This is a genomic window from Campylobacter concisus, from assembly GCF_003048535.1.
Lineage (GTDB): Bacteria > Campylobacterota > Campylobacteria > Campylobacterales > Campylobacteraceae > Campylobacter_A > Campylobacter_A concisus_S.
Genome location: NZ_PIRQ01000001.1, coordinates 241,344 through 255,373, shown reverse-complemented (window position 1 = coordinate 255,373; position 14,030 = coordinate 241,344). Strand labels below are relative to the sequence as shown.

Annotated in this window: 10 protein-coding genes and 1 pseudogene; 3 read left to right on the top strand and 8 right to left on the bottom strand. The window is 37.2% G+C overall.

Going from position 1 to position 14,030, the window contains the following annotated elements; genetic code table 11:
- Positions 1-37 precede the first annotated feature (37 nt).
- From CVS93_RS01320 to selA, 8 genes and pseudogenes are all read right to left on the bottom strand, one after another.
- Positions 38-559 (bottom strand): iron transporter, encoded by a 522-nt coding sequence (locus CVS93_RS01320; RefSeq protein ID WP_084041674.1) that lies wholly within the window; start codon positions 557-559, stop codon positions 38-40.
- A gap of 20 nt (positions 560-579) precedes the next feature.
- Positions 580-2,520 carry an FTR1 family iron permease gene (locus CVS93_RS01315; RefSeq protein WP_107686258.1) on the bottom strand — a complete coding sequence of 647 codons (1,941 nt, stop codon included), beginning with the start codon at positions 2,518-2,520 and terminating at the stop codon, positions 580-582.
- Between the two features lie 268 nt (positions 2,521-2,788).
- Positions 2,789-3,349: a formate dehydrogenase FDH3 subunit beta gene (gene fdh3B, locus CVS93_RS01310; RefSeq protein ID WP_021090689.1), complete on the bottom strand. Its 561-nt coding sequence runs from the start codon at positions 3,347-3,349 to the stop codon at positions 2,789-2,791.
- 80 nt (positions 3,350-3,429) lie between these two features.
- Positions 3,430-6,336, bottom strand: a pseudogene (locus tag CVS93_RS01305) (formate dehydrogenase subunit alpha); the annotation flags it as partial.
- Between the two features lie 11 nt (positions 6,337-6,347).
- Complete coding sequence (locus tag CVS93_RS01295) at positions 6,348-6,554, bottom strand: twin-arginine translocation signal domain-containing protein (protein WP_087579573.1); 207 nt, start codon at positions 6,552-6,554, stop codon at positions 6,348-6,350.
- Between the two features lie 285 nt (positions 6,555-6,839).
- Complete coding sequence (locus tag CVS93_RS01290) at positions 6,840-7,580, bottom strand: thioredoxin domain-containing protein (protein ID WP_107686256.1); 741 nt, start codon at positions 7,578-7,580, stop codon at positions 6,840-6,842.
- Positions 7,581-7,633: 53 nt separating this feature from the next.
- A complete protein-coding gene (gene selB / locus CVS93_RS01285; RefSeq protein ID WP_107686255.1) occupies positions 7,634-9,454 on the bottom strand; it encodes a selenocysteine-specific translation elongation factor in 1,821 nt (606 codons plus the stop codon).
- On the bottom strand, positions 9,451-10,776 hold the full coding sequence (selA, locus tag CVS93_RS01280; RefSeq protein WP_107686254.1) for an L-seryl-tRNA(Sec) selenium transferase: 1,326 nt from the start codon (positions 10,774-10,776) through the stop codon (positions 9,451-9,453). Before selA ends, selB begins: the two co-directional genes overlap by 4 nt.
- A 154-nt stretch (positions 10,777-10,930) precedes the next feature.
- Between selA and CVS93_RS01275 the strand changes: the two genes are divergently transcribed.
- The 3 genes from CVS93_RS01275 to CVS93_RS01265 all read left to right on the top strand — a co-directional run bounded on the left by CVS93_RS01275 (position 10,931) and on the right by CVS93_RS01265 (position 14,024).
- Positions 10,931-12,604: a 4Fe-4S binding protein gene (locus CVS93_RS01275; protein ID WP_107686253.1), complete on the top strand. Its 1,674-nt coding sequence runs from the start codon at positions 10,931-10,933 to the stop codon at positions 12,602-12,604.
- Positions 12,597-13,310, top strand: a complete 714-nt coding sequence (locus CVS93_RS01270; protein ID WP_103592846.1) for a molecular chaperone — start codon at positions 12,597-12,599, stop codon at positions 13,308-13,310. The genes CVS93_RS01275 and CVS93_RS01270 overlap by 8 nt, the downstream gene beginning before the upstream one ends.
- An 81-nt stretch (positions 13,311-13,391) precedes the next feature.
- Positions 13,392-14,024, top strand: a complete 633-nt coding sequence (locus CVS93_RS01265) for a DUF6803 family protein (protein WP_072593896.1) — start codon at positions 13,392-13,394, stop codon at positions 14,022-14,024.
- The last annotated feature ends 6 nt before the right edge of the window (positions 14,025-14,030 follow it).

Sequence of the window (14,030 nt, the reverse complement as noted above, 5' to 3'; positions counted from 1 at the left end):
GAGAATTTTTTAAAAGGGGCGAGAACGCCCCTGGTGATTATTTAACAGGACCACCTGTCCATTGAAATTTATAAGTTGTTGTGAAAGGCTCAAACCATTTACCAACACCGCTCTCTTTATCAGCGTGGCGACCAAAACCTTGTTTTTCTGGATTGTCGATATGGAATTTAAGCTCATAGTTACCAACACCTGTATCCATTTTTACGTTAGCACCGTAGTGTGGGCCATCGCTTGCAACCATTGGCATAAAGGTACCTTTTTTAACTTTGCCGTTATCAAGGTTTTTTAGCTCGTAGTTAATCTTTAGGTATGGGATCCACTCACCTTCGCCAAAGCCGTTTTTATTACCAGCAATAGCGTGTATGTCAGCTTCTAGGTGAAAATCAGCTAGGCTTGGAGCTAGGTCAATACCCTTTGGTTCCATGTCGATTGGTTGCAAATAAACTGCAGCTATCTCCATGCCATTAGCCTCTACAGGCTCACCGATTGGATGCTCTCCAGCAAGTGCAAAACCAGCTGCTAGGCTAAGTGCTAGGGCTGAACTAAGAATTTTATTCATATTCTCTCCTTTAAATAAGATTAATTTTTATTTTGTTTTGATTTCATGATAACGATGCCTATAACTAGGGCAAGTACCATAATGATTTGAGGCACTAAGCTCTCATAATATGGCTGAAGTCCTAGCCAGTCTCTCATCCAGTCAGGGAAGCTAAGTCCATTTATGATAGTTGGGATGAAAATTTTACCCTCAACTAGTTCGCCAACGCCCTTGCCAACAAAGACGATCGACATATAAAAGATAATAGCTGACGTAAATATAAAAAATGGTTTAATAGGAATTTTAACAGCAAAAATTTTAAATAAGAAATATACTACCAAAAGAACGACAAGTCCTATCACAAAGCCAGCTGCGATCATTGAGTAACCAGCTGAATCTTTAGCTCCAAAAATAAGTGCCTGATAAAATAGTACAGTTTCAGCACCCTCTCTAAATACTGCTAAAAATACAGTCCACCAAAGCGCTGTAGTTGAGCCACTTGAGATAGAGTCAGAGACGTGTGATTTGATGTAGTCATTCCATTTTTTAGCACCAGCATTTGAAAGAAGCCAAAAGCCAACGTAAAATAGAAGTCCCACTGCAATAAGCATCGTGATACCTTCCATAAGCTCTCTTTTTTGACCTGCTGCCTCGCCAAAAATGACATTCATTAACCACGCCATTACAAAACTTAAGATAACAGCCACGCCAACTGAACTATAAACAACTTTGCCCATCGCTTTAGCATTACCAGTTTTTACAAGATATGCAACAACAGCAGCGACAATGATAAGTGCCTCAAAGCCCTCTCTTAAGATGATAGTCAAAGCCCAAACAAATAAAGACCAAGGTGAGCTTGAACTGCTAGTTTTCTCAAGTGCAGCTGCTAGCTGAGACGACATCTTGCTTGCACTTTCTTGAAGAGCTTTTTCGTCTGCGCCTGACTTCATAAGGGCTACGAGGTTACCAAATGTAGCTTCAATAGCTGTTTTTAAATTTACATCTATTGCGCCTACTTTATTCTCCATGCCGCTACCTTCAAACTCATCAAAGTAGATGTCTTGGATATCGCCCATGGCTTTTTTTGCATCACCATTTTTATAAAGTGTGATAGCGGCTTGAATTTTATCGTTTATGTTTTGAACGACTTTGGCATAATCTGCACCACTATCTTCTTCAGAAGCTGCTTCTACATCGCTCATATCAACTTTTGCAAGTTTTGCAGTATCAGCTGGGAGTTTTGAGATAGCATCATATGCTAGCTTTTTGATCTCATCTAGCTTAGTTTTAAAATCATCTTTACTTATACCATTTGTGATGCCGCTGATCGCTTCGCCCATCTTTCTTTGGATATCAGCATCTATGCTTTTACCATTTTCTATATGCTGGCGAATAGCGATTTCAAGTTGAGTATTTCTGTAGTCTGTAAATTTAGCATCTTGGATAGCACTTTTAGCATCATCTTGTTTATCGCTCTTATAGCTTGCTATTGCTTTATCTATATCGGCTGATAAATTTGTAAATGCCACCTTCCACTCAGGGATAAATTTAGAAGTATCATAGTCAGTTGTAGCAGCTTGTGCTGGGCTGTCTGAGTACTCACCAACAAGCTTATGTCCATTTAAAATAACTGGCAAAACTTCAGCAATCTCGCTATTTATCTGATCTATTCTTTTTTGCACATCATCTGGTGCTTCGCCAGCTTTTATCGCCTTTCTGATCTCGCCAAACTGCTTCTCCATTGAGTAAGCTTTTTTCTGACCTAAATTTATTCTGATGCCAGCTTCGACATCTTCAAATAAGCCAAAATAAGCATTTTGAGTATCACTGACCGCTTGTTCAACATTGCCCGCTCTATACTCTGTTATTACTTTTTGTAGCGACTCTTTTATCTGAGCTGCGACCTGCTCATAGTCGTCATTTTTTGCCACGAGCCAAATAGGCAACAACATAATTAGCATAAATTTTAAGAATTTATTCATTAAATAAACCACCTGTGAGATTTTTTTGAAGCGAATATTACCAAGGCTTTACTTTGATTAAAATAAAAACGATTATCATAAAATAGAGCAAATTGAGATAATAAAGAGAAATTTGTCTTCAAATAGCCAATTTTGAATAGTTTTAGAAATTTTCTAATGTAAATTTAAAATTTATCTTTTGAATATAAAAATAGTAGTTTTATAAAAAATGAAAAGGCTTTAAGTTTAAAATTTAGAATTTAAAGGAGAGCAAAAGCTCTCCTTCTTGTTAGGCATTTAGCCCAGTGTTTCTTAGCATAACACGTTTGCGATATACATTTGATACTTCAGCTGCATCTCCAACTAAAAGTGCATTTGTAGCACAAACAGCCGCACACATAGGCACTTTTCCTTCAGCCATTCTATTTTGGCCGTAAAGCTCTCTCTCCTCGTGTGAGTTTGTTGGCTCTGGACCGCCTGCGCACATTGTACATTTATCCATAACGCCTTTTACGCCAAATGCCCCGTCTTTAGGGAACTGTGGAGCACCAAATGGACAAGCATATAAGCAGTAACCACAGCCTATGCATATATTTTTATCGTGAAGCACGATGCCATCAGCTCTAATGTAGAAACAATCAACCGGGCAAACTTGCTCACAAGGTGCATCAGTACAGTGTTGGCATGCAATGGTAGTTGAAACCTCTTTACCTTCGATACCATCGTGAAGTGTAATGACCTTTCTTCTATAAATTCCCACTGGAAGCTCATGAGCAGAAGAGCAAGCAACTTGGCAACCATAACAACTAATACATCTATCAGTATCTACGAAAAATTTCATTCTTGCCATTTTATTCCTCCTTACTCTTTACCCATGGCGTCTCTCTCGCCATATTCATGGAAAAACGATGTTTTAAATGTATTTTCCTCAGCTTTTTCTATACGGCAAAGACCTGCGTTAAACTCTGAAATTTGAGTAACTGGGTCAAATCCGTAGTTAGTAACTGTGTTAAAGCTCTCGCCGATAACATAAGGCTTAGTACCCTCTGGATAGCGAGCTGAAAGATCAACGCCTTGCATAATACCAGCGAAGTTGTATGGCATACAAATTCTATCTGGAGTTACCATCTGGCTGTGATAGCATCTTACTTTGATCTTTGTGCCTTGTGGACTGTGGATCCACATCATATCGCGGTCTTTTATGCCGTATTTTAAAGCTAGCTCTGGGTTAACATTAGCAAACATCTCTGGTGTAATAGCTGATAGATATTTACTAGTTCTTTCGATCATTCCCGCACCACTTAAGTTTACGACGCGTTGCGTGCTAAACACAATTGGAAATTCTTTTGACCAATCTTTTGCTTGTTGCTCTGACTTAAACTTAGTAGAAACACGGAAATTTCTAGCTTGATCTTCAAATGTCGGATACTTTTGAACAAGATCCCAGCGTGGTGAGTGAACAGGCTCTCTATGTTTTGGAATAGGATCGAGGAATTCCCAAACGATAGCTCTTGCCCTTGCATTACCATAAGGTACAACACCTTTTTCGCGACATTTTTCAAAGATAATACCACTATAATCCATACTCCAGCTTGGTCCCATCTTAGCTTTCTCTTCTTCAGTTAGAGTTATACCTAAGACTTTTTCTATATTCTCTTTTGTGATTTGTGAATAGCCACCTTTTATAGCTGAGCCAACAAGCGTTGTCTCTTCGCTAGCTAGCTGACTAACGCCATTATGCTCTAGACCAAAGCGATTTCTAAAGCCTGAACCACCTTCAACATAAGGTTTGCTCATATCGTATAGTATTGGTGTTCCAGGGTGTTTTTCATCCCATGCTGGCCATGGTTTACCGTAGTACTCACCTTTAACTTCACCGCCAATACCTATTAGCGTATCTGGATCAAATTTATCCCAGTTTGCTTGATGGCGTCTAAACATCTCAGCTGTTCTACCACCATAACCTATAGAATTTCCAATTCTTGCTATCTCATTTGTCGCATCATCAGGCCATACAAAATCATCTTTTACTTGTTTTATTTCATGATCTACGATACCCATTTTCATGCCTTTTACGTATTCATCGTAAAAGCCAAATTTCTTAGCAAACAAGAACATTACTTCGTGATCACCCTTGCTCTCATAAAGTGGATCAACGACTTTTGTTCTCCATTGTCCTGAGCGGTTTGTAGCACTTAGGTGACCTTCATTTTCAAATGCAGTCGCTACTGGCAAGATATAAACGCCATCTTTTCTATCTGAAAGGATAGAAATTTCATTTACAAATGGCTCAGCCACAACGATCATATCTAGTTTTGAAGCCGCTTCTTGAATTTTAGCTAGGTGCGCCATAGATGTTAGACCAGTTCCTTGAACCCAAAGAACTCTTAATGCACCACTACTAAATGTATTTTCCTCTTTCAAGACGCCTTGCCACCATTTTGAAAGTGACCAGCCTTTTTCGTTTCTCCAGTTTCTATCTTCTGGATGTTTAGGATCGTGGTAATAATACTCTTCAAAGACTGTGTTTTTAACAGGAGTACCGCCTTGTTTTGGCTCTTTTGTTGAGACTGCAAAGCGTTTAATAAATTCATCATAATCAACGCCCCAGCCTTTGCAGTAATATTTCCATGCTGCATCAGTTAAGCCATAATACATTGGCAAGCTATCTGAAAGGTTGCACATATCAGTTGAGCCTTGAACGTTGTCGTGTCCACGAATGATATTACAGCCACCACCTGCTTTACCCATATTTCCTAGAATTAGTTGAAGGATAGGTAAAATTCTTGTATTTGATGTACCAACTGAGTGTTGAGTGATGCCAAGTGCCCAAACAACAGTACCCGGTTTTGTATGAGCTAGGATATCTGCGGCTTTTAGTAGCTTATCAACTGGTACTCCAGTAACATCAGACGTAACCTCTGGTGTCCAGTGCTCAGCCTCTTTTCTTATCTCATCAATACCGTAAGTTCTATTTTCTATAAATTCTTTATCTTCCCAGCCATTTTTGAGAATAATGTGAATAAGACCATAAACAAGTGCGATATCAGTTCCTGATCTTTGTCTCAAATAAAGATCAGCGTGTGCAGCTGTCTTTGTAAAATTTGGATCAGCTACAATTACTTTTGCATTGTTTCTATCTTTTGCTTGTAAAGTGTGCTTCATGCCACCAACTGGGTTTGCCACAGCTGGGTTTGCTCCAATGATAAATATACATTTTGAGTTCGCAGCCATATCTCCAAAGTGGTTTGTCATCGCGCCATAACCCCAAGTATTCGCCACACCGGCGACTGTTGCGCTATGTCAAATTCTTGCTACGTGATCGTTACTGTTTGTACCCCAAAATGCACAAAATTTTCTAAAATAGTAAGACTGTTCGTTGTTAAATTTAGCCGATCCTAAGAAAACAACACTATCAGGGCCATCTTCTTTGCGGATCTGAAGCATCTTATCGCCGATCTCATTTACAGCTTGATCCCATGAAATTCTTTGCCATTTACCATCAACTTTTTTCATAGGATATTTGATGCGTTGTTTGCTGTGTGTAAGGTCGATCTGATCGATACCTTTTGAACAGTGTGAGCCCTGAGATATCGGATGATGCATTGCCATATCTTGACGAACCCAAACACCATCTTTTACCTCAGCCTCGATACCACAGCCTGCTGAGCAAATAGAACAAATCGTTCTAACCTTTTTTGAGCCAGGGAAAGGATTTTTTATCTCCTCATCACTTGCTTTTCTTATCGTTTCATTTTCTCCAAAAGCCATTGTGCTTCCAGCACCAAGTGCGGCTAGCTTTAAAAATGAACGTCTCCCTATACGTGCATCACTCATGGTTTTCTCCCTTAATAAGCGATTTTATAGTAGGTTTCCCAATTTTTGCTTTTTTTATAAAGCACCTCTTTTTTGTTAGACTTACCTACGACGACGCCATTGCCATCAGGAGCTAAGTCATCACTAGTTGTTTTTGCTATTGCAGAAACTGCGAGTATTCCGCCAGCAGTACCAACTTTTAGAGATTTCTTTAAAAAATCTCTTCTTGATCCTTGCATTTTTTCTCCTTGCCTCTCAAATCTTAAAAATTTGAGAAATTTGGTTCCATGATATGTAAAATTTGCATATTTAGAGATACTAAAATATTGCAAATAGTCTATTTCAGGGCTTTTAGAGCCTAGAATTAAACTATGTAAATTTAGCATATTTATAAAATAATAAAAGTAAATATATAATATTAATTATATTTGTTAAGTATTTATTAAAAATATAGTTAAATGTATTTTAAAATTTAAGAATTTTTATTAAAAGAAGAAATTCTAGGGAGAGCTCCCTAGAAAAGATTATTTTAGATCACTTTTGTTTATGATAAAAGGCACTGATCTAACGCCAGCTGAGAAATATTTTTTACGTAAAGTATCGATCTTGTCGCTCTCTTCTTTGCTAACATTTTTTTCATCCACGTTATAATCTTCAGAAAAATACTTTCTTAAAATTTTAACCTTATCGCTATCACTTTTTGCATTTTTTATATCTTTATAGATCAAAGCACTTTTTTGCAAAGATGATAGTTCATGCACTGGAGTTAGGATGATTTCAACGTTATTGTCTTTTAATGTCGTTTCGATCTTTGCTAGCTCGGCTCTACAATATGGGCATTCAGGATCTGAAAACATAATAAGAGTTGGCTTTTTGCTATCATTGCCAAGAGTTATAACATTTGCCTTGTCTTCATTTTTATAAATTTTAGCTAATGATTTTACTAAATCAAGTGCTGCTTTTTCTGCGATTACCTTTTTTTCTTCAGCCAAATAAGACTTTTGCTCCTTTAAATTTACAACATCAGGAAACATAAGATCGCCCTTAACAAAAGTCACATCTTCTTGAGACATATCTCCTTTGCTAAATTTTAAGCTTACTTTTTCTATATCATCTAAAATTTTAGTGCGTTCTACGACTTTTACATTAACACCATCGATATTTTGATTTTTAAAAACTTCTGAGTAAAAATCTTCTATTTGCTTATTGCTAGCTGCCATTAGGCTAGTTGCCGCTAATATTGAGGCCAAAACCACTTTTTTCATTTTTTTCCTTTTAAAAAATTTGGCGGATTATATTTGCTTTTTGTAAATGAATACTAACCACGAAAGACTCTATCATTTCCTTGCTTCATTATGTCACTCTCAAGATCAAGTTGCTCAAGATAGGCGATTACATATTTTCTACTTAAATTTAGTGCATCCTTGGCATTTGTGACATTTACAAATCCTTGGTTTTTGATGATCTCTCTTAGCTTATCAAGTGCCATTTTTAGCGAATTTCTAGTGATAAAAAGATTATGCTCCAGCCTTACAACTCTGCCCATTGCAGTTAGTTTTTTAAGGGCATTATCGCCACTTAGCCTATCTATTTCCAGCTCATCATATATATTATAAGGTGCCGTTGGAGCTAGCTTTCCGCTTTCTAAAATTTCATAAATTTTCTCTTCAAGCCTTACCTTTAGTTTGCTTATATCAACGCCTTTTTTGGTATAGACACCATCATTTTTAGAGATTAAATTTATGCTCTCGAGCTCATCAAGTGCTTTTTGAGCCAAACTAACGCTAGCCCAAGTAAGCTTCAAACTTATACTCTGAGCTGAAAAAACAGCAAATTCATTCTTCTCTATCATAAATTTAACCACTGATTTTATCCGTTCAACCGCACTTAGATCGTAAATATTTAACGCCTTTTCATCAACAAAAACAGATGATAGTTTTTTGGCTACACTCACGGCCTCTTCGTGACTTAAACCAAATCTTTGATAAGACGAGATAATGCCAAAGCCATTTTTGTGGGCTTCTTTAAGTATAGAAAATGCCTCCACAAAATCATGCTTTAAAAGTGCTGCTAAAAAGAGAATTTTTCCAGCCTTTTTTAGTGGCTCAAGTACAGGGTTTAGTACTCTACCACCACCTATTACTCGTGCGTCTGAAATGAGAACAAAAGTCTCGTCAAATTTCAAAAACATATCGCTTTGAAATTTAAAGGTAACAAAGTAACTATCATCTTTCTGGCTTAGTATAAGCACCTTTGCAGGGACGTTTTTAGCACCCACACAAAATGTTACGTTTTGCGAGTGGATCAAGCTTTTAGCAGTTACAACCGCATCTATCTCTCTAAAACCTCTAAAGAAGCCTTTTTTGCTAAGTAACTGCCCCTTTTTTAGCTCACTAAGCTCTATGCCTGTCAAATTTAGTGCCACGCGGCTGCTAACTCCAGCACGATCTACAAATTCATCATGGCTTTGCACGCTTCTTACGAGTACCTCTTTACCGGCGTCGTAGTTAAAAAGCTTCTCGTTTTTATTGACACTTCCCTCTATCACGGTGCCAGTTACGACGCTACCGATACCTTTTAGGCTAAAAACCCTATCGATGTAGTATCTAAAAACGCCGTCCTCATCGCGTTTTCTAGCCCTTAGTGTAAAGAGGTAGTTTCTAAGCTCATCTATACTTACCTTATCTTTTATGCTAATGGCAAAAATTTCTAAAATTTGTAAATTTTTAAATTTAGAAATTTCCTCTCTTATCTCTTTTTTTCTTAAATTTATAGTCGCTTCATCTACGAGGTCGCACTTTGTAAGCGCCACTATCAAGGACTTCACGCCAAGGAGATTTAAAATTTCAAGATGCTCCAAGCTTTGTGGCATAAGTCCATCATTTGCAGCCACTACAAACAAGCACGCATCAAAGCCGTACGCACCGCTTATCATTGTTTTTATTAGATTTTCATGCCCAGGCACATCGATAAAGGCGATGTTTTCATCATTTTTACTTAAATTTGAAAAGCTTAGATCGATCGTTATACCTCGCTTTTTCTCCTCTTCAAGATTGTCCCCCTCAAAGCCGTTTAGCTCCTTTATAAGCGCGGTTTTTCCGTGGTCGATATGCCCTGCTGTTCCTATTATTAGACTCATTTTTCTTCCGTTTCATTTATTATTTTTATTAGTTCATTTACATCTTCATCTAAAAGCGTTCTTAAATCAAACAAAAATTTATCATTTTCTATGCGTCCGATTACCTTTTTTTGCCTAAATTTCTGCTCATTTAAAACTGCATCTCCACTAACCGCCAAAGCCACGCTTGGAATTTTTTTATTTGGCATCGCACCGCCTCCTACAAAGGTTTGTGTGCGAACGATTTCTAGCGATGTTTTTAGATTCTTATTTATAAAATTTGCTAAGTTTTCAAGCTCTTTTACGCTTTTGTGAAGCAGTTTTTGCGTTGTGATTAGCTCAAATTCTTTATTTAAATAAGCTTTTATGCTCTCAGCCAAAAGCGAGATGATCACTTTATCTACGCGAAGCATTCTTAAAAGCTGATTTTTTCTAAGCTTTGCGATGAGCTCTTTTTTGCCAACTATTATGCCGCACTGCACCGCACCAAGGAGTTTGTCACCGCTAAAGCTAACTAGCGAAACATCCTTTAAATTTTTTAGATCTGGCTCATTTTTGTCTAAGTTAAACGGCAAATTTCCGTAAAATCCACTGCCAAGATCAAAATAATCTATCAAATTTTGCTCACACGCCAATTTACTTAGTTCATTTGCTGTAACTTCTTCGCTAAAGCCCACGATGTCAAAATTTGAGCGATGAACCTTTACAAGCATCGCCGTATTTTCACTAATTGCCTCTTCGTAGTCTTTTAGCTTAGTTTTGTTTGTCGTGCCAACCTCTTTCAAAAAGCAACCTGCATTTGCCATCACCTCAGGCACTCTAAAACTACCGCCGATCTCGACTAGTTCGCCTCTGCTAACGACGACTTCCTTGCCCTTTGCAAAGGTGTTTAACACCAAAAATACAGCACTTGCGTTATTATTTACAACGATAGCGTCCTCAAAACCAAATGCTCTTGCGATCATCTCACCGATATAGTCATATCTGTTGCCACGGCTGCCTGTTTTTAGGTTGTATTCAAGGTTTGAATACCCTGTAATTACCGGAGTTGCACGGCTTAGAATTTCTTTATCGATGACACTTCTAGCAAGGTTTGTGTGAATGGTTACACCAGTTAAATTTAGCACTCTTTGAAGGCTTGATTCATTAAATTTATGATATTCGTTTAGGATTAAATCTATTATTTCTTGCAATGCAAAATTTACATTTTCATTTAAAATTTTAGCTCTAACTTCATTTAAAATTTGCCTTGCAAGCAATGTGACTAAATTTATATCAAATCCTGAAAATGCTTCATTTTTTATGATCTTATCAACTTGTGGAATATCTCTTAAATCGCTCAATTCGTGCTCCTAGTAAGTTAGTTTTACCAAGCCGTGATTTTAACATAAAAAATATTATAAATTAAACCTTAGAGCAAAAAAGAACATATAAAATTCAGAGTCCATTAATCCCATTAATATTAAAATAAACCTGTTTTTGATAATAGGAGAAACTATGAAAGAATTTGGCTTTTATAACGATTTTGACGATACTTTAATGCTAAATGAACAGATAGAAATAAATAACGAAAAGGAAGAATATTTAGTTTCTAACTCGCCAAAGCTTAAAGCAAACATTATCGCACCTGAGATAAATTTTTATCTAGAAAATACAACCGCAAGCGTCTTAGAAAAAGCTAAAAACACGCTTTTGCTCTACGAGGCAAGAGCTAGTGCCTTTGACATGGCAAAGGATGTCGATTATGAAAAAGAGGTTGGCAAAAATGTCGTAATAGTTAGCAACTCAGGCCGCGAAGAGCTAGCAAATTTATTAAAAGAAAATGGCTATAAAGTCATTGAACTCACGCACTTTGAAGTAAAATTTATTTATGGCGCAGCTGGCGAGCTTAGTGTTTTGATACTTAGGGCAAATGACGAATTTGAGGTCGATTGTGACTTTTTCTTGGTTGAAAATGCAAGGGATTATATGCTAAAGCAAAGCGGCTGTTATGAAATAGCTGGGCTAGAAGATGAAGCTGTGCTTAAAATTTTAAATGAAAAAACTCCAAAATTTAAGTACAAAAGCCTAACTCAATATGACTCTTCGATCTGTCAATATCACGAACGACGAAATGAAATTTGTGGACGCTGTGTCGATGTTTGTCCAACTGTGGCCATTTTAAAAGAAGACGAGACAAAGCATCTTGTTTTCTCACAAATTGATTGCGTAAATTGTGGCAACTGCATTAGTGTCTGCCCTAGTGGATCTCTTGACTCTACACTTATGCCACAAAACTCATTTGCCACTATCGCCAAGCTTTATAAAGGTAAAATTCCACTAATAATCTCTAATGAAACAAATTTAGATGAGCTAAATATAAGCCTACCTGAAAATGTCCTACCTTTTTTCATATTAGCACCGCATATGTTAAATCAAGCGCATCTTCTTACATTGCTTCAAGAAAGTGGTGCGAGTGCGATTTTATTTAGCAAAACTCTTGGCAAAGGCGAAAAAGATGCCATTAGCATCTTAAATCAAATTTATGAGCTTAAATTTAAAGAGACAGCGATCTATCACGCTAAAGATAAAAACGAGCTTGAAGAATCGCTCAAAAAGGCAAAATTTATAGCTGACTCACAACACACGATAAACGAATATGCCTTGCCAAAAAGAGAAATTTTTGCAAAAAGGCTCGAGTTTTTAGTAGGTAGCGAAGATCTTGGCGTGGTAAAAAGCGGCGAGATGATAAGATACGGCGATGTCAAGATAAACACTGATAGCTGTACACTTTGTCTAAGTTGCGTTGGCGCTTGTAACGTAAGTGCGCTAGTAGCTGATAAAAAGACAAATTCGATTTTATTTAATCCAAGCGTCTGTACAGCTTGCGGATACTGCGAACTAAGCTGTGCTGAAAAAGATACCATAAGCCTTGAGGTTGGAAAAATTTCTCTTAAGCCTGAGTTTTTTACATATAATGAGCTGGCACGAGATGAGCTTTTTGCCTGTGTTGAGTGCGGAAAAGAGTTTGCGACTAAAAAAGCAGTCGAAAAGATCGCAACTATAATGCAACCAAGATTTGGCAACGATAGGGTCAAGATAAAAGCGCTTTACTGCTGTGCTGACTGTAAGGCCAAACTAATGGTTCAAGCCCAAATAAACGCGATGAAAGAGGATTTATTAAATGGATAAAAACATCATAAAAGCAAGATCATATTTTTACGAATTTCTAGCATATCCTATGTTTTTTTACACAAATGATGAGAAATTTTCAAGGTGGAAAGAGCAGTTGAGATACTTAAGCGCAAATCCTTTAAGCGAGGATAGTGATGCTGCATTTAAAAATTTAGATAAATTTAGCTTTGAAGAATTTTCAAAAGAACAAAATGACGTTCTTTTTGGCTTTACAAATATCCCCTTAAGCGCTTCATTTTATGAAGAAGGCAGAGATAACGGAGCAGCTAGGCTTAGGGTTATTGAATGTTTAAAACTAAGCCCATATAGACGTGATAGCGAGCTTTGCAAAGACAGCGAGGACTACGTTGGATTTATATTTTTAGCGATGGCTACATTTTTAAAAGATGAGTTTGATGATGCAAAAAATATTAGCAATAAGCTATTTTCTGAAACTTTAAATTTATTTGTAGATGAGTTTTCTCAGCTACTCTCAGCTCACAAAGAGGCAAATTTCTTTAAATCATACACAGTCATTTTAAAAGACTTCATCGAGCTTGAGCGCTCCATACTAAACGTAGAAGCACCAGCTAAGCCAAAAGGCGATAGTGTCGCTATGGCGGCACTTAAGAAAGAACCATTTCAAAGCAAGATGCCAACAATCAAAACCAAACTTCATTGGGAAGAATTTTCTCCAGTCATCTCACACGAGTTTAAAGACTAGCTTAAATTTGTTATCTTGATATTTTATAATTATTAGCAATTTGGCGTTAATCTTCTTTAAATTTTTTACAAAGGACTTACAATGGTAATGACACACTACATGGAGCTTTTATCGCTCAATCAACCTTACAATCTAATCCTCTTCATGGTGATACCTGTGGGGCTTACGGAGCTTTTAGTGGCGATGGAGTTTCTCACTATGTATCACATGGATAGCGGTAAAAATGCTGGCTATAAGGCTGTTGGCAAATTTGCTGGCATAGTGCTTGGGGTCTATTTTACAGCTCTTGTGATCTATTTTATGGCAAAAATTTATCCAAGTATAAAATGGCGTGGATATGCCGATGTCATCGCTGTCTACTCATATCTCATCAGCGTCATACCACTTCTTGGCATCGCGCTTTTAGAGCTAAATTTGATCTATAAAAACGCAAGCGAAAAGGCAAAGCTAAAGCTTCACTTTTTCCTACTCATATTTGCCTTGATCGTCGCACACGTCGCAATGATATTTGGCATGGTTGATCCTACCATAACTGGCTACAAGGCTGAAAACGGTGAGATGGGTATGCATATGAATATGCCAATGAACATGCCAGCAGATATGCCAATGCACGATCACCACAAGATGATGCAAAATATGGGTGAGATGCATATGAATATGATGATGCAAAATATGAGTGATGATAACTCAACTAATATGCACATGCATCACTAAATTTTA

Bases quoted from the DNA above. Each gene is read 5' to 3' on its own strand.
- CVS93_RS01275 (WP_107686253.1), top strand. From the start codon at position 10,931: ATGAAAGAATTTGGCTTTTATAACGATTTTGACGATACTTTAATGCTA.
- CVS93_RS01265 (WP_072593896.1), top strand. From the start codon at position 13,392: ATGGTAATGACACACTACATGGAGCTTTTATCGCTCAATCAACCTTAC.
- CVS93_RS01270 (WP_103592846.1), top strand. From the start codon at position 12,597: ATGGATAAAAACATCATAAAAGCAAGATCATATTTTTACGAATTTCTA.
- CVS93_RS01290 (WP_107686256.1), bottom strand. From the start codon at position 7,580: ATGAAAAAAGTGGTTTTGGCCTCAATATTAGCGGCAACTAGCCTAATG.
- CVS93_RS01315 (WP_107686258.1), bottom strand. From the start codon at position 2,520: ATGAATAAATTCTTAAAATTTATGCTAATTATGTTGTTGCCTATTTGG.
- CVS93_RS01295 (WP_087579573.1), bottom strand. From the start codon at position 6,554: ATGCAAGGATCAAGAAGAGATTTTTTAAAGAAATCTCTAAAAGTTGGT.
- fdh3B (WP_021090689.1), bottom strand. From the start codon at position 3,349: ATGGCAAGAATGAAATTTTTCGTAGATACTGATAGATGTATTAGTTGT.
- selB (WP_107686255.1), bottom strand. From the start codon at position 9,454: ATGAGTCTAATAATAGGAACAGCAGGGCATATCGACCACGGAAAAACC.
- CVS93_RS01320 (WP_084041674.1), bottom strand. From the start codon at position 559: ATGAATAAAATTCTTAGTTCAGCCCTAGCACTTAGCCTAGCAGCTGGT.